The organism is Phycisphaeraceae bacterium (assembly GCA_019636735.1).
Lineage (GTDB): Bacteria > Planctomycetota > Phycisphaerae > Phycisphaerales > SM1A02 > VGXK01.
Map to the genome: position 1 here is coordinate 23830 of JAHBWY010000001.1, position 15704 is coordinate 39533.

Annotated in this window: 16 protein-coding genes; 8 read left to right on the top strand and 8 right to left on the bottom strand. The window is 66.0% G+C overall.

Features of this window, described 5'->3' with window-relative positions:
* Nucleotides 1-5 precede the first annotated feature (5 nt).
* From KF724_00080 to KF724_00090, 3 genes are all read left to right on the top strand, one after another.
* A complete protein-coding gene (locus KF724_00080; GenBank protein MBX3354076.1) occupies nucleotides 6-965 on the top strand; it encodes a diguanylate cyclase in 960 nt (319 codons plus the stop codon).
* Between the two features lie 80 nt (nucleotides 966-1045).
* Entirely contained in the window at nucleotides 1046-1927 is an 882-nt protein-coding gene (gene recO / locus KF724_00085; protein MBX3354077.1) for a DNA repair protein RecO, read from the top strand.
* Nucleotides 1928-1943: 16 nt separating this feature from the next.
* Nucleotides 1944-3383: an HDOD domain-containing protein gene (locus KF724_00090; GenBank protein MBX3354078.1), complete on the top strand. Its 1440-nt coding sequence runs from the start codon at nucleotides 1944-1946 to the stop codon at nucleotides 3381-3383.
* Nucleotides 3384-3400: 17 nt separating this feature from the next.
* Here the strand turns inward: KF724_00090 and KF724_00095 are convergent, their stop codons facing one another.
* Together KF724_00095 and KF724_00100 are read right to left on the bottom strand one after the other, a co-directional pair.
* On the bottom strand, nucleotides 3401-4639 hold the full coding sequence (locus KF724_00095; protein ID MBX3354079.1) for an insulinase family protein: 1239 nt from the start codon (nucleotides 4637-4639) through the stop codon (nucleotides 3401-3403).
* 25 nt (nucleotides 4640-4664) lie between these two features.
* Nucleotides 4665-5135, bottom strand: coding sequence for a hypothetical protein (locus tag KF724_00100; GenBank protein ID MBX3354080.1), 471 nt, complete (start codon nucleotides 5133-5135; stop codon nucleotides 4665-4667).
* A gap of 133 nt (nucleotides 5136-5268) precedes the next feature.
* Here KF724_00100 and KF724_00105 point away from each other — a divergent pair, with 133 nt between their 5' ends.
* Complete coding sequence (locus KF724_00105) at nucleotides 5269-5676, top strand: PilZ domain-containing protein (protein MBX3354081.1); 408 nt, start codon at nucleotides 5269-5271, stop codon at nucleotides 5674-5676.
* Between the two features lie 69 nt (nucleotides 5677-5745).
* On the opposite strand, the gene lipA is transcribed toward KF724_00105, so the two are convergent.
* Nucleotides 5746-6762, bottom strand: coding sequence for a lipoyl synthase (gene lipA / locus KF724_00110; GenBank protein ID MBX3354082.1), 1017 nt, complete (start codon nucleotides 6760-6762; stop codon nucleotides 5746-5748).
* Nucleotides 6763-6814: 52 nt separating this feature from the next.
* On the opposite strand from lipA, the gene KF724_00115 reads away from it, so the two are divergent.
* Together KF724_00115 and KF724_00120 are read left to right on the top strand one after the other, a co-directional pair.
* Nucleotides 6815-7414 carry a sigma-70 family RNA polymerase sigma factor gene (locus KF724_00115; GenBank protein ID MBX3354083.1) on the top strand — a complete coding sequence of 200 codons (600 nt, stop codon included), beginning with the start codon at nucleotides 6815-6817 and terminating at the stop codon, nucleotides 7412-7414.
* On the top strand, nucleotides 7411-11391 hold the full coding sequence (locus KF724_00120; GenBank protein ID MBX3354084.1) for a VWA domain-containing protein: 3981 nt from the start codon (nucleotides 7411-7413) through the stop codon (nucleotides 11389-11391). The genes KF724_00115 and KF724_00120 overlap by 4 nt, the downstream gene beginning before the upstream one ends.
* 45 nt (nucleotides 11392-11436) lie before the next feature.
* Here the strand turns inward: KF724_00120 and KF724_00125 are convergent, their stop codons facing one another.
* The gene (locus tag KF724_00125) at nucleotides 11437-11658 is read right to left on the bottom strand and encodes a hypothetical protein (protein ID MBX3354085.1); all 222 of its coding nucleotides are present in this window, start codon (nucleotides 11656-11658) and stop codon (nucleotides 11437-11439) included.
* 212 nt (nucleotides 11659-11870) lie between these two features.
* Here KF724_00125 and KF724_00130 point away from each other — a divergent pair, with 212 nt between their 5' ends.
* Nucleotides 11871-12743: a ThuA domain-containing protein gene (locus KF724_00130; protein ID MBX3354086.1), complete on the top strand. Its 873-nt coding sequence runs from the start codon at nucleotides 11871-11873 to the stop codon at nucleotides 12741-12743.
* A gap of 77 nt (nucleotides 12744-12820) precedes the next feature.
* Nucleotides 12821-13477: a hypothetical protein gene (locus KF724_00135; GenBank protein ID MBX3354087.1), complete on the top strand. Its 657-nt coding sequence runs from the start codon at nucleotides 12821-12823 to the stop codon at nucleotides 13475-13477.
* Between the two features lie 19 nt (nucleotides 13478-13496).
* On the opposite strand, the gene deoC is transcribed toward KF724_00135, so the two are convergent.
* The 4 genes from deoC to KF724_00155 form a co-directional block, all read right to left on the bottom strand.
* Nucleotides 13497-14453 carry a deoxyribose-phosphate aldolase gene (gene deoC / locus KF724_00140; protein MBX3354088.1) on the bottom strand — a complete coding sequence of 319 codons (957 nt, stop codon included), beginning with the start codon at nucleotides 14451-14453 and terminating at the stop codon, nucleotides 13497-13499.
* 15 nt (nucleotides 14454-14468) lie between these two features.
* The gene (locus KF724_00145) at nucleotides 14469-14861 is read right to left on the bottom strand and encodes a hypothetical protein (protein MBX3354089.1); all 393 of its coding nucleotides are present in this window, start codon (nucleotides 14859-14861) and stop codon (nucleotides 14469-14471) included.
* A 44-nt stretch (nucleotides 14862-14905) separates the two neighbouring features.
* Nucleotides 14906-15205 carry a hypothetical protein gene (locus tag KF724_00150; GenBank protein MBX3354090.1) on the bottom strand — a complete coding sequence of 100 codons (300 nt, stop codon included), beginning with the start codon at nucleotides 15203-15205 and terminating at the stop codon, nucleotides 14906-14908.
* A gap of 102 nt (nucleotides 15206-15307) precedes the next feature.
* A complete protein-coding gene (locus tag KF724_00155) occupies nucleotides 15308-15667 on the bottom strand; it encodes a hypothetical protein (protein ID MBX3354091.1) in 360 nt (119 codons plus the stop codon).
* Between the last annotated feature and the right edge of the window lie 37 nt (nucleotides 15668-15704).

Sequence of the window (15704 nt, forward strand, 5' to 3'; positions counted from 1 at the left end):
CCGTGATGACCGAGGATGTGTTCAAGCCCAGCGTGCCGAAGCTTCTCGTCATTGACGATTCGGAGCTCATTCATCGGCTGCTCCGGGTGCGCCTCCAACATGAGCGCATCGAGATTCACAGCGCCATGTCGGCGATGGAAGGCCTTCGCATGGCACGACTCCTTCGGCCCGAGGTGATTCTCCTGGACATCGAGATGGATGAGATGGATGGCTTCGAGGTGCTCTCGCGCCTCAAGAGCGATCCGGAGACACAGCAGATCGCCGTCATCTTCATCAGTGCCACCAGCGACACGATGGACCGAGTGCGCGGCCTCGACCTTGGCGCCGTCGACTTCATCTGCAAGCCATTCGAAGTGGTCGAGCTCAAGGCGAGGGTCCGCAGCGCGCTGCGTATGCAGCACCTCGTCTTCATGCTTGAACAGAAGGCGCAGATCGATGGGCTCAGTGGTCTTTGGAATCGACGCTACTTCGAGCAGCGCCTCCAGCAGGAGGTGTCGGAGGCCATCCGTCACAAGCAGCCGCTGGCGCTCCTGATGTGCGATCTCGACCGCTTCAAGCGAATCAATGATCAGTACGGCCATCCCTTCGGCGACTCGGTGATCGAGCGCATGGCGCAGATCCTCTCCTCGGGTCGCACGAGCGACATTCCCTGTCGCTATGGCGGCGAGGAGTTCGGTGTCATCCTGCCGAACACGGGGCTCGACGAGGCGGCCGAGGTGGCCGAGCGGCATCGAGCCGCCATGGAAGCGCAGGTCTGGTCGATCAATCCCGAACTCGTGGTCACGAGCAGTTTCGGCGTTTGCGACCTTGAGTCGGTGAAGGGCCCGCAGACGGCGGAGACGCTCGTCGCCTGCGCCGATGCGGCGCTCTATCGAGCCAAGGAGCGAGGCCGCAACTGCGTCCACCTCTTCGGTCGGGAAGGGGCGCAGCGCCGCAGCTCCGAGAGCGGCTCGCCTCCGCGGTAAGGCGCTCCGACATCCGGGGTTCAAGGGCCGCGTCAGGCGCCGAGCGGAGCGCACAGGCGCTCTTCTACGATGCGCGACGCATGCCGGCCGTACGCGATGAGGGAATCTGTCTTCGGCACTGGGACTGGTCGGAGACGAGCCAGACGGTCTCACTCTTCGGTCGATCGCTCGGCGTCATGCGTGGCTTGGCCAAGGGTGCGCGGCGCGAACGAGGGAGTTTCGGTGGTGGTATCGACCTGATGGCTCGCGGCGCCTTCGGCGCGATCGTCAAGAGCGGAAGCGAACTTGCGACGCTGACGGAGTGGGATCTGATCGAGACCTTCCCGGCGTTGCGCGAGAAGCTCGCCCGGAATCGCGCGGCGTTCTATGCCGCGGATCTCGTCCTTCGCATGGTGCCGCCAGGCGATCCGCATCCGCATCTGCATGACGCGCTCGTTGAACTCCTGCGCACACTCGGGGAGCGCTCCGAGCGATCCAGTGATGGTGCCGTGAGCGCCACCGAGAGCGTTCGAATGGCGGTGGCCCTCCTCCAGTTCCAGTGGAGGCTTCTCCGGGAGACGGGATTCGCCATGTCGCTCGAGGGAATCACCGATCGCAAAGGGGGTCCGCTCTGGTTCGATCCCCATCATGGTCACTTCAGTGAGACGGCGCTCAGGGGGCCGGCATGGCGCGTGCGTCGTGAGACCGTCTCGCTTCTTCGCCGTGTGGATGAGCTCGAGCGGACTCCTGATCCGGTGAATCCGTCTGAACCGAGTGGAGCGATCGCCGCGGCGGCGCCGATGGTGATGGATGGCGGGCCCGCGGCTGCCGATCCGGGTTCCGCCGCGGAAGCGGTTGACCGAGCGAATCGTCTCCTCGCCGCGTATCTCCGCGAAATCATCCAAGCCGAACCTGCAACGCTCCGCGATCTCTTTGGAAATCTCGGCGTTCCATCAACCCGCCCTTCGCCGCGGTCGATCTGACTCCCGGGAGGAGTCGATGACTGATTCACGATTGGAGGGCGTACTCGCGGGACCGAGGTTGCCCTCATTGCCAGCCGTTGCCATTCATGTGCTGCGATTGTCGGAGCAGCCGAACACCACGCTCGATGAGATCGCCGCCGCGGTCGAGTTCGACCAGGCGCTGGTGGTCAAGATCCTGAGAACGGTCAACAGCAGCTACTACGGTCTTCAGCGGGAGTGCGGGAGCGTCGCCCAGGCGATGAGCTATCTCGGCCTTCGCGCCGTGCGATCGTTGGTGCTGGGGTTCTCACTTGCGAAGTCACTTGATGGCGGCGCTGAAGGGGAGATCGATTTCCCATGGCGCAACTACTGGAAGCGAGCCGTGCGCTCGGCCGCCGCAGCGCGGCTGATCGCGGTCAACCTGCAGGGCGTTGACCCCGACGAAGCGCAGGTCACGGGACTCCTCACGGAGATCGGCATGGTGGCTCTCTATCGCGCCTACGGCGATCGATATCTTCAGGTCATCGATGCCGCCCGAAACAGCCATCGACTTCTCGCGCTTGCGGAGCAGCGTGCATTCGAGGTCGATCATGCCGAGGTGGGTCGGCTGATGGCCCTTCGATGGAATCTCCCGGCGGATATGGCCGACGCGATCGGTGGGCATGAGCAGTTTCCCGACTCGAGCCGCTCAGCGCTCTGCCGAGTGGCGATGCTCGCGGGACTTGCTGAACGGGCGATCGGTGATGTGAATCCAACGGCCCGCGCCGAAGCGGAGGTCGCGTTCCTGAAGCAGGCCAGTGTGCAGCTTGGGCTTCCAATGCCCCGAGCGGAGAAGCTCCTCGAGTCGATCTCGCAGCGAGCCTTCGAGCTGGCGGCCATCCTCGAGCTCGACATAGGACCGGCCCACGACCCCGAGGCTCTCCTCACGCGCGCCCGCAAGCTGCAGGGGGATGGCGCCGATCGAGCCGCAGTCGCATCAGACGCAGTTGAGCCCAACGGGTTCGAGGAGCGACTCGCCACGGGCTTCGACAGTGCCGGGACGGAGCGCGGAGTGGCGATTGCCGTCATCGAGCCGGACGGGGCGGGCTCCGGTGCTCTTCGCACACGACCTGATGAACCGCTCATGGCGCGCCTCCAGGCGACGGTGAGTGATTCGATCGACACGCTCGCCTCGGTGCATCGCCTGTCACCCACCATGGTGGCACTGATCTTCGAGACGACCAATTCACGAGACGCCGAGCGAGGCATCCTTCGAGCCGTGGAGCGGCTTCGCCGCGACATCGAGGTTCGCCGCCTCACCTTGCGGGATGGCGCGTTGCTCACGGTCAGTGTGGGCGTCGCCATTCACGGCTCGCGCCGATTCGAGTCTCCCGACAGTCTCATGCGCGCCGCGATGCTTGCCCTCGGTGCGGCGCAGCGCAGCGGACGAAATCGAGTCGGCCACTACAAGGCCGCGTACGACCCATCGGCGATCTGACTTCTGGGGCAGGACGATCAGCTCTGTGGGGCGAGCGCGGCGGGCAGCAGGCGCCCGGTCAGGAGCGGTGCCGGCGGGAAGTCGCGCAGGCATGAGCGGAGATCGTCGAGAGTGAGGCGTTCGATCTCCACCATCTCCTCTTCGAGCGAACGATGGCGCCGAAGGAGCGTCCAGAGTGCGCCGATGCGGCTCATGCGCCCCGCGGGTCGCTCGCCGGCGAGTGCCGCCGAGGTCGCGATCTTCCGCTTGGCGCGGAGGAGATCATCGTCGGTCAGTGATTCGCCCAGTCGCTTCACTTCGGCTTCGATCGTGGCGCTGACCTCGTCGGCTGACTCCGGCGTGCAGGCCGCCGAAAGGACGAAGATGCCCTGGCCGTCGCGCGGATCGTGACCTGCGTCGGCTTCCTCGGCCAGACCCTTCTCGATCAGGGCCCAGTGAAGGCGTGATCCGTCACCCCCGCCGAGGATGTGCATCAGCACACCAGCCGCATAGCGGCGCGGATCATCAAGAGCCGGCGCTGGCGCGACGCCCATGAGGTACGCGCGATTGGCGGAGTCGTGGAAGTCGATGTGCGGCCCCGATCCAGGCGCGAACGGAAGTCGCTGTCGCCGGGGCGCCGTGCTCTGCCAGTCACGGCAGCGCTCCGCGATCTGCATGACGAAGGCTTCGAAGTCGAGCGCCCCCGCTGCAGCAACCACCGTGTTGTCGGCGGAGTACCGGGCGTCGAAGTACTCCTTCATGGCGTCACGGGTCATGGCCTCGATCGTCGACTTCGTTCCAAGCACGCGGTGACCTGAGGGATGAGCGCCGAAGTACCTCTCCATCGTTCGCTCATAGAGGCACCATCCAGGATGGTCCTCGTACATCGCGATCTCTTCGAGAATGACGCCCTTCTCCTCGTCGAAGTCCTCCTTGCGAAGGGCAGGGCGGAGAATCTCGGCGAGGGTGTCGACCGCCGTCGGCAGCGCCTCCGGCAGCGTGTGCGCGTGGAACGCGGTCATCTCCGTGGTCGTGAATGCGTTGTGATCGGCACCGATCGAGTCAAACGACTGGTTCACGGCCTCGGCACTCATGCGCTCGCTGCCCTTGAACATCATGTGCTCAAGGAAGTGCGAGACACCCATGAGCTCCGGGGTCTCATCACGGGCGCCGGTGCGCACAAAGAAGCCCGCCGCGGCAGTCTGCGCGGCGGAATCGACTTCCGCGATGACGGTCAGCCCGTTGGGAAGTGTTGCGTGGCGAAAGACAACGCCCATGGGGCGCTGAGTGTAGCGCCGGCGGTCACCCGAGGCGCGTGGTCCAGAGAAGCAGGACCGGAATCCACACGGAGAGAGTCAGCGCCAGGATGATGGCGATCGGAAGCTCGTCACAGGCCTCACGAGCGGCAACCGCGGCGCAGGTGGATGCGGTGACGGCGCTTTGGGCGGGCTCAATCTCGGGAGCCGCGCTCGCAACCGGCGCAGGCGCGGGTGGTGTTCTGGATTGGGCGACGGCGGTGGCGGTTGGCGCCTGTTCTTCATCGGCGGGAGCGCGTCCAGTCGACTCAGCACCGGCGGGGTGCCGAGTGATCGGCGTCGACTCCGGCTCCGGGTTCGGCCTGGCGTCGCGATCGTGCCCCGCTGGCTCGCGTTGCGGCGCGGCGCGGCGCTCTCGCGCAGGGAGCAGGGTGTGCGGCACGGCCACGCCATGCTGCGAAAGAGTGCCTGTGCAGCCTTCCAGACGGGAGAGATCGAATTGAGTCGCCTTCGCCATGTGAGCGCTTATCGGCGTGGGTCACGGGGTCCTGAAGCCGAACTACCCGAATGATCGATTGCACTCAACCGGGGTGCGACTTCAAAGGGACACAATCCTTGCATGCCTTCAGGACGGTTCGAATGGTTGGATCATGAGTTCACCCACGGAGTCCTCCGGGCCGGACCGTGAGCAACTTCACGGAGCAGCCTCTCACGCGTCCGCCAGCGAGATCGATCGACGGGCGAGTGTCCGGCGCCCCTATGACGGCACGATCCTGATTCTCTGGCACCATCGGCCCTATGAGCCGGTGCGTCTCATCACCGTCGATGTCAGCGAAGGAGGCGCCAGGGTGCGCACATCATGCGCCATGCCCGAGGGCATGACAGGAACGGCGGTGGAACTCCTGGGCCGGCCGGTGAACGACGAGTCCAATGAGAGCGACGAGGTGATTCTCGAGCGCATCCTGATCGGGAGAACCGTCACCGTCTGCTGGAGCAAACCGGTGCGCCGCGAGGACGGGGGGATTGATCACTTCGAAGCGGGCCTTCGCTTCTTCTGATCGCGCGGGGGCCGAAGCACTCGGACTTGCGGGGACTCGACTCGAACGGGATCGCCGCGCCGGCGGCAATCAGCTCGATGCCTTCGATCGACGCTCGGCCAGCACTTCCGCGCCCACTTCGTCGGCGTGATAGCTCGAACGGACGAGCGGACCGCTCTGGCAGGTGCGGAACCCGCGCTCGAGCGCCTGCTCCCGGTACATCGCGAACTGTTCAGGGGTGACCCAGCGGTCGACAGGCAGGTGATTCAGCGTGGGTCGCAGGTACTGTCCGATGGTGAGAATGTCCGCGCGACTTTCGCGCTGCACATCGTCCATCAGTTCGAGCACCTCGTCGTCGCGCTCGCCGATTCCGACCATGATGCCCGTCTTGGTCACAAGTCCACTCGCCTTGATCTGGGCGAGCACGCGAATGGACCGCTCGTATCGCGCCTGTGGACGCACGGCGGCGTGCATGCGCTTCACGGTCTCCAAGTTGTGGCTCAGGATCTCGGGCTTGGCGTCGATCACGACCTGAAGAGCCTTCTCATCACCACAGAAGTCGCCGACGAGCGCTTCGATGCTCATGTCTGGACACGCCTCATGCGTGCGATGAATCGTCTCCGCCCAAATGGCGGCGCCGCCGTCGGGAAGTTCATCTCGATTCACACAGGTGATGACGACATGGCGGAGCCCCATGAGTCGAAGACTCTCCGCCACGCGACGAGGTTCGTCGAAGTCGACCTCGGTGGGGCGGCCGGTCTTCACATTGCAGAAGCCGCAGCTTCGGGTGCATGTGTCGCCAAGGATCATGATGGTGGCTGAACCACGGTTCCAGCACTCGCCCATGTTCGGGCAACTGGCCTCCTGGCAGACCGTGTGGAGGCGATGCTCGTCGACGATCTGCTTCAGCCGCTCGTAGCCGGGTCCGCCCGGCATGCGAGCTCGAAGCCACTCGGGTTTGCGGCCGTTCTTGAGCGTTTGTGGCAGCGGGCCGTTGTTGAGCACCAGGTTCGTCAGGCTCACCACCGGTGACGGGAGGTTCCGTGCGGTGTCACCGCCGAGGGGCCTCGGGTGACGGGGGGTGGGCTGGGTTGGCGGTGACTTCATGATTCCGAGGGCGATCGTAGCCGCTTGTGGAGACAATTCGAGGCGAGCGGCCATGAGTGATCCGGTGAACGACGACTGTACGGACCTTACGAAGGCCAGGCAGGGCCACGAAGCGGCATACGGGCGGATCTACGACCGCCACGCCGCCGTGATTCTGTCTCTCTGCCGACGCTCGGGAGGATCCGCGACAGGCGTCGACACCGATGCCGACGACGCGCTCCAGGAGACCTTCATCCGTGCCTTCCACAAGCTTGACGAAGTCCACGATTGCCGCGGCTTCCGTGCTTGGCTCTACCGGATTGCACGACTGGTCTGTTCGGAGCGCCGACGCGCGGCGGGTCGCCGCCATCGACACGAGGGTGCTGCCATGGAACAGATCGCTCAATCATTGACCTCGTCCGCTGCGCCAACGCGCGGCACCATCAGCGCCGGTGGTGCGCTTGAACACCGAGAGCAGCTTGGGCATCTCTCGGCAGCGCTCGATCGGCTGGAGGATGACGAGCGGCTGGCGATCCATCTCTATTACCTCGACTCCGATCCCGTGTCGGCCGCCCAAGCTGTTCTTGGGCTGGGTCGAAGCGGGTTCTACAAACTGCTTGCACGGGCGCGCGAGTCGCTGGCCGTGCAACTCCGAGAGGTGGTGCAGCCATGACCGACTTCACATCGGACTCCAACGCGCGTCACGATCATGAAGGTCGCGATGCGGCCAACCGACGCCACGACTCAAGCGACGATTGCACGCTCCCGCCGCAGCAAGATGCGGCGCTTGGCGCATCGGCTCCCGGCGGAGCGTCGCCTGATGAGCCACCGCGGGATGCGACCATCGGCAACTCGGCATCCGGCGGTGCTTCGCCGAACGAGCCACCGCGCGACGAGCTTGATCGCCTGCTGCGCGCCTGGCACGAGGAGAGCGCGGTCGTCGCCAGGGCCCGTCGGAACGAGCTTCTGACGAAAGTCCTTGCTGAGCGCGGCGCTGCCACGACGGCACACCCGCAGGTCCACAGCGGGTCATCGCTCCCGTTCACGGCACCTCGCGCGGGCGGCGCGGTGCCGAGCGACTCGGGTGGCCTTCGACTCAACCGCACGCTGCGAGCCCCGGTGCTCCGCGCGGCCGCGGTGGTGACCCTTGCCGTCCTCGCGGTGGCCATGATCATGATCTTCCCGTCGCGACAGGCGAGCGCTGATGCAGGTGTCGTGCAAGTGCCCGATGGCGGGCGGCTCGACGCAGTTGATCGCGAGGGCAAGCTCATCGGCCCCTGTCCGCTGGAACACACCGATGTGCATGCCGAGATCTCCGGCTTCATTTCGCGCGTGACGGTGACGCAGAAGTACCGCAACACCTACACACAGAAGGTGGAAGCGGTCTACACCTTCCCGCTCAGCCACCGCGCCGCGGTTGACCGGATGCGCATGATCGTGCGCAGTGGAGATGACGAGCGCATCGTGGAGGGTGAAGTGAAGGAGCGCACGCTCGCGCGACAGATCTATGAATCGGCGCGTCGCGACGGCTTTGTGGCCAGTCTGCTGGAACAGGAGCGCCCCAATATCTTCACCCAGAGCGTGGCGAACATCGAGCCGGGCGCGGAGGTGTCCGTGGAGATCTCCTATGTCGAGACGCTCCAGATGCGCGACGGCCGCTTCACCTTCGACTTCCCGATGGTGGTGGGCCCGCGCTACATTCCGGGGAGCCGGTCCCAGCCGTCCGAGGGTCGCGTTCCGAAGGAACTCACAGTGCGGCGTGGAGTGATCCTGATTGCGCCCGCGCAGATTCGCATCGAGGGCGATGAGCCAGGGATGAACCGCAGTGCCGCAGCAGTGCTCGCGGCGATCGAGCGAGCTGTGCCCATCATGCCGCCGAGCGCGGAGTGGGTGCAGTCGAATGCGCCGGACTCGACGACCGCGAGAGCGATCTTCACGGTGCGCTATCCCGATGGAAGCGAAGAGCCCGGCACTCTTCGCGCCGATCGCACCGGCGAAGTGGCGGGCCGATGGTTCTACATGCCTCCGGTTCTCGACAGCGACCGCTCTGCACGCGAGGGCACGGGCTTTGCGCAGGGCACCGATCAGGTGCCCGATGCTGGCCGCATCACGCCGATGCCGGTCCGCCCCCCCCAGCGCTCGGGTCACGATCTCAGCATGCGCGTCTCGATCAACACGGGCGGTCCCGCGGTGACCGATCTTCGAAGTGATCTCCATCGCGTGACGGTGCGGGAGCCCGCCGCCGGCCGCGCCACCGTGGCGCTCGAGCGGGGAAGGACGATTCCGAACCGCGACTTCGTGCTCTCCTGGTCGCTCGCGGGCGGCGCCCTCACCGAAGGTGTGCTCACACAGCATGTACCCGGACGCGATGGCTACTTCCTGCTGTACATGGTTCCGCCCGAGCGAGTGGAGGCCGCCACCATTCGGCCGCGCGAGCTCATCTTTGTGCTCGACACCTCCGGCTCGATGTATGGCTTCCCGATCGAGAAGAGCAAGGAGGTCATGACTCGCATGCTCGGTGCGATGCGGGCCGACGACACCTTCAACATCATCACCTTTGCGGGCGATCACCATGTGCTGTGGTCGGAGCCTCGTCCGGCGTCGGAGGAGAACATCAGGATCGCGCGGGACTTCGTGCAGTCGCGCCAGGGCCGCGGTGGAACGGAGATGATGAAGGCGATCGAAGCGGCGCTGCGACCCACGGATCGCCCCATCGTAGCGCCTGCGACCAGGTGGACCCGAGACGAGCACGCATCGATTTCGACGCCTGCGCAGCGGACACCGAGTGACAGCTCGGCCCAGAGCGACGGCAATCCGCCTCGCGCCAGTGCCGCGGCCGCGCCGCCCATGCGCCTGGCGCTCTTCCTGACGGACGGCTATGTCGGCAACGATATTGCGATCATCGACGCAGTACGCCGCTACTCGGGCAGCACGCGCGTCTTCAGTTTCGGTATCGGCGACAGCGTCAACCGCTACCTGCTGGCTGAGATGGCTCGCGCGGGCCGTGGCGCTGTTGACTTCGTGCTCTCATCGAGTGAGGCGGATGCCGCGGTGGAGCTCTTCACCGAGCGAGTGCGCACGCCGGTGCTCACGGACATTTCGGTTGCCTTCGAGGGGCTTGAAACGGCCCATACCACGCCGCCTCTCGACCAGCTTCCCGACCTCTTCGACCGTGAGCCGCTGGTGATCGCAGGGCGCTACACCGCGCCCGGACGCGGCACGATTCGCATCCGGGGCATGACTGCACAGGGGCCGTGGGAGCGCTCGATCGATGTCGACTTCCCCGCAGGGGAGGGCAACTCGACGGTCGCGGCGCCGATCTGGGCGCGACTGCAGGTGGACGACATTCTGCGGCCTCACCTGAGTGCGCTTCAGAGCGGCGGTGTTCCGCGCGAGATCAGCACCATGGTGGTCCGCCTGGCGGAGCAGCACCGGATCATGTCGCCGTTCACCAGCTTTGTGGCGGTGGAGCGGACGCGCGTGACGCTCGGTGGCCAGCCCGTTCTGGTGGCGGTGCCGATCGAGCTCCCGCAGGGCGTGAGCTGGGAGGGCAACTTCGGCAGCGCTCGCGAAGCGTTCGATGCCCTTCGCGGTCGTCTGGTGGCAGTGGATGGTGGCCAATCAGACTCCCAGGTCCTTGCATTCAGGGCGGACATGCCGTCCAGTGAGCCCGCCACAGGCGGAGCGCCGGCGCGTCGGCGTGTTGGTGACCTCGGCGGTGGTGCTGCTGGTTCCGCGTTTCACTCCGCGTCGTCACCCGGTGGCGGCGGTTTCGGCGGGGGAGGTCATGGACCGTCGAGAAGTCAGCGTCTCGCGCGTTCAGACGCTCTGGGAGAGATGCGAGGCAATAGCGAATCATCTGGGATCGGCCTCGGCATCGGGGCTCTCTCTGCTGGTGAGGCGCCACCGCCTCCGCCAGCACCAATGCCTGCGGCGGCGCTGCCAGCTGTGGCACCCACACGGCCAGAATCGGCGCAGACTCCTGCTGCGAGATCCGCACCAACGGGGTCAGGGTCGGCGCTGGGCTCCGACCAAGGTTCGTCGCTCCCGCCGGCAGATTCCGCGCCGGCTCATTCGCCGCCACGGCCGCGCGATGATCGCGCGGGCGGAGTGGCGCCGCCGGCCGCTTCCAGCGACGGTCCTGTTCCAGCCGCCGACGCGAAGAGCCCCGGTTCGCTCGCGCTCAGCGACGCGCCCGCACCCGATCAGGGGCAGCCGCGAGAGTTCTCCGCCGAGTCGATGACGCTGCTCTCCAGGCGCGTGGAGCCATCGTTGCTGCTGGCGGGTTTCGAATCGCTCGCGGCGCTCGAGTCGAGCAAGGAAGCGCCGCCTGTCGAAACGGACGGAACCCGCGAGGCAATCGAGTCCAATCGTCCGAGCGGAGAAGCAATCCGTACGGCGGGCAAATCGTCCGGCGCAGCGGACGAACCGCTCCGCGTGGTGGCACGATTCACCGGCGTGGACGCCGCGCTCGAACGAGCGCTCGCCGCGCTCGGAGTTGTGATCGAGGGTCGGAACAACGCTCGCGGCGTGCTGGTGCTTCGCGTGCCGCGCAAGAGCCTTGTGGATCTGGGTCTGCTTCCGCAGACGATCCGTGTTGAGCCGCATGTGGAGAGTGCGCGGAGTGAGTCACCGGCGTCGGGCCGGTGAGCTCTGCGCACTCTCCACACACCACACGCGCGACCCGTCAACGGGTCATCGCAGTGAGACGAGCGCTCTGCCGTCCGTGAACCACCCATCGCCCGCAATCTGGCTCCGAGGAACATCGACGCCTGGCTCGAGAGGGGTGAGTTCGACCGTTGAACCGAGTGGAATGCTCCACTTCGCGGCGGCGGGACCAGCCGACACTGTGAAGCTGAGACCGGGAGTGTCATCCGCGAATCCGAAGCCAGCTTCGTTCCGCAGAGCATTGAACACGGGCCGATTCAGGAACAAGGGCGTTGGCTCCGCAAGAGCACTTGAGATCACCAGAACCTGAGCTGCAACGAACTGCGGTTCTGATGAGTGCGGGATCGCCGAGCCCCAGATGTCGGTCGTCGAAGATGCCCTTGCGGCGACACCGGCCGGGCGCGGGGAAATCACCCCGTGCATCAGGACGCTTCGCTTGCCGCCGCTGCTAGGCTGTTGTCATGGGGTCGTCAGGGCGGATGAAGGTCCTCGTTCCCGCGGTCGCGGCGGCGGTGGTGGCCGCGGCGATTGCGGCGTCGTCCAGGCCCCTGTTTCGCGACCGCACGGCGCCCTCCGAGGAGCCGCCCGCCGCGCTTCCGCGCGTGCTCGTCTTCTCGAAGACCGCTGGATTCCGCCACGACTCGATTCCCGACGGCATCCGCGCTGTGCGCGAGATCGGCGCTGGTCGCTTCGAAGTCGATGCCACCGAAGACTCCGCCGAGTTCACGGCGGAGAATCTCGCGCGCTATCGAGCGGTCGTCTGGCTCTCAACCACCGGCGATGTGCTCGACGATGAACAGCAGCGCGCCTTCGAAGGCTTCATCCGCAAAGGCGGCGGCTACGCCGGGATTCACGCGGCGTCGGACACGGAGTTCGACTGGCCGTGGTATGGCCAGCTTGTCGGCGCCTACTTCGCGACGCACCCCGCCGTGCAGTCTGCGGTGAATGTGGTCGAGATCCCCGATCACCCGAGCACGCACATGCTCCCCGAGCGCTGGGAGCGCACCGATGAGTGGTACTCGTTCCGCTCCAATCCGCGCGGCCAAGGGGGAATCCGCGTCCTGATGACGCTCGATGAGTCGACCTACCAGCCCGGCCATGCGTCGATGGGCGACGACCATCCGATCGCGTGGTTCCACGAGTTCGACGGCGGACGCGCCTGGTACACGGGTGGTGGACACACGAGCGAGAGCTTCAGCGAGCCGCTCTTCCGGGCTCACCTGCTGGGCGGAATCCTCTGGGCGGCAGGATTGGGCGACTCGATCGAGGCGACTCCGACGCCGCGAAGCAGTGAGCCCGCGCAGGCTCCTGAGGCCACACCTGCACCATCATGACCTTCACACTCGCATCAAGGCTGTGTGTCTCTGATCGAAAGTTGGGCAGCCTGCTGCGATTCCATGTTCCGCGAGTCATGTCCCTCGCGCTCGGTGGCATGCTTCTGTCATGTGCCAATCCACCGCAGGCCGACACAGCGCCACTCTCGGCGGAAGAGACCTTCCAGCGCCTTGAAGCGGAGCTGCTCATCAAGCCCGAAGTGCGTCTCGGGTATCGCATTGAATCAAGCGGCGCGTTCAGCGCGTCACTCGAAGGGGAGCTTCGGCTCTTGGGTCAATCCGATGTCGACCTCTCGGGAACGGGCACCTTCGGTGACGCGCAGGTGGAACTTCGCCTCGAGTCCGCAGCCGGAGTCCTGCGTGGCGGCAGTTCGGCGCTGGCTTTCGAAGAACCAGTTCCTGAGCACCTGCGGCAAGCCATCGTGATCGGCTTCACGCGCATGGGTCTTCTTCACAATCTCGCTCGCCTCAGCGCGGCTCGGGCACCTGACCATGCGAGCGGCGGCGTTGAGGAATGGGTCCAGCCGCGCCATCTCGTGTATGTGGAGCGCCCGCCAGACGGTGCGTCTCCCCTTCGTGGCCTCGCGTTCGAGATCGAGGTCGCGGGCCAGAACTCGGGCGAGGCGGAGTTGTGGCTTGATGCGCACGGCCAGCCGGTTCGACGGCAACAGATCGTTCGTTTCCCCGGAGGCGAGTTTCGCGTGGTCGAGGAGTACCGGATCCTCACGCCGTGAGCCCGGCGCGCACCGGCGCCTACGCCTCGCTGAAGTCGGTCGCGGCCATGTAGACGCCGCGCTCGAGCTTGACGATCTGCCGCAGCAGGTCATTCGCGAGAGCGCTCGCGCCGAATCGGAAGAGCGACGGAGTCAGCCACGCTTCGCCGAGAGTCTCCTTGACCATCACCAGGTAATGGAGCGACTGTTTGGCGGTGCGGATTCCTCCCGCGGGCTTCATGCCGATGCGCACGCCTGTGTGACGGAAGTGATCGCGGATCGCTTCGAGCATGACGAGCGTGACGGGCATGGTGGCGGCGGGCTGCACCTTGCCGGTCGAGGTCTTGATGAACACTTCGCCATCACCGATTGGACCTGCGCTTGCGGCCGCGTGAATGGCGAGATCGCTCGCCCGACGCACCATGTCGAGCGTTTCGAGTTCGCCGGTCTCGAGAATGATCTTGAGGTGCGCCGGGCCGCACGCCTTTCGGGTCTCGACGATCTCGTCGGCGACCTCGCGGAACCGCCCGGCCAGCAAGGCGCCGCGACTGATGACCATGTCGATCTCGTCGGCGCCATCCGCCACCGCGGCGCGCACATCGGCGAGGCGCACCGCCAGCGGATACTGGCCGCTCGGGAACCCCGTGGCCACAGCCGCAACCTTCACGGAACTCCCCTCAAGGGCACGCTTCGCGACCGGCACCAGATTCGGATAGACGCAGATGGCCGCCACGCTCGGAATCGGCGGCGAGACCTCACCTTCGTATGGACGCACCGCCTTGCGACAGAGGGCGCGCACCTTCTCCGGCGTGTCCTTCCCTTCGAGCGTGGTGAGGTCCACCATCGAGAGCGCCAGGCGAAGGCCCACGCGCTTCGAGTCGTTCTTGATGCTGCGCGTGGTGAAGAAGGCCGCGCGGCGCGTGGCCATCACCGTGTCGACGGGTGGTGAACGCCGCCACGAGGCCTCGTCGAATGAGTTCGAGCGCTCGTGGGGCACGGGGCGACCGTGGACTCAGCCGCCTCGAGCGGTTCGGAAGAGCTGGGGCAGTGACACGACCTGTCGAAGCAGAACGCGGCGCTCGGCGACATTCTCAATGAAGTAGATGAAGAGCGTCTCGCCGCGGCTGTCGATGATGTACAGCAGATCGTGCGTGCGAGTGTCCGGGCCGTTGCCGCTGCGGATGGTCGCAACGCTGTAGCCGAGCGAGCCGCTGTTGGCGCTCTCGTTGGCGTGGGCGGTCGAGGTCATTCGACCCGCCTGCATGAGCGTCAGCCCGGCCAGCACGAAGGCGCTGGCGCCGAGAATGGCGGAGGCGATGGTTGAACTCGGCCGCTCGCGCCGCGCGGGCGTGGCTGCGGTGCCGCTGTTCAGATGGCTGGCCGTGGTGTCGGTGGTGTGCTGCATGGGGCGCTCGTGGATCTCGTTCGATGCGGGAGGGAGAGGCGAAATCACGGTCGGCCGCCCTGGCCACCGCGCTGGGCATCGGCGGCAAGGTTGGCGTACCCGAGTCCGCCGAGCGTGCGATTGCCCTCGTTCCATGAGATGGCCACCATCTCCTGATTCACCTCATCGACGATGAACGCGACACCCGCCACCGTACCGTTGGCAGTTCCGCCAACGATGGTGTAGAGCCCGTTGCGCCGCGCCTGGGCACCGGCCTCGGGCGAGAAGGTCACGAATCCCAACGCTCCAAGCAGAAACGCATTGAGGGCGATGAGGCCGTGAACGGTACTTCGCTTTCTCTTCACGAGAGATCCTTTGATGGGGGCGAGGCCGAATGCACCACAGGGGCGGCCGCGCGAGGGTGTGGACTTGAGAGTGGGGTGAGGATGAATCCGACAGGCGTCGGATCAATCGACATCGGTGCGCTTCGACGCCCAGAGATTGAGAGTGACCACGGCCGCACCGAGAAGGAACATGATGGCGTAGCCAGGTAGCGGCGGCGCCCAGATGGAGTTGTCCACCGGCGAGTCCGGCTTCCTCGGAGTTCGAGCGCTACCGACTGGGACGCCGGGGCTGTCCGTTGTGATCGGTGCGGCTCGCGAGTCACCACTTCGGCGATCGAGCGCCGTCGGGTCGGCCAGCATGCCGGCAGCCTGTCGCGGCTCGGCGCTGGCGGCATTCGTCATGGTCATGATGGCGGCTCCCGCCGTAAGCAGCAGCGCGATGGCCGCGGGCGTCAGGGGGGACATTCTGGCAAGGCGTCGCATGCGGAAAGCATAGCGAATGGGGGCGGAGTTTCGCCGC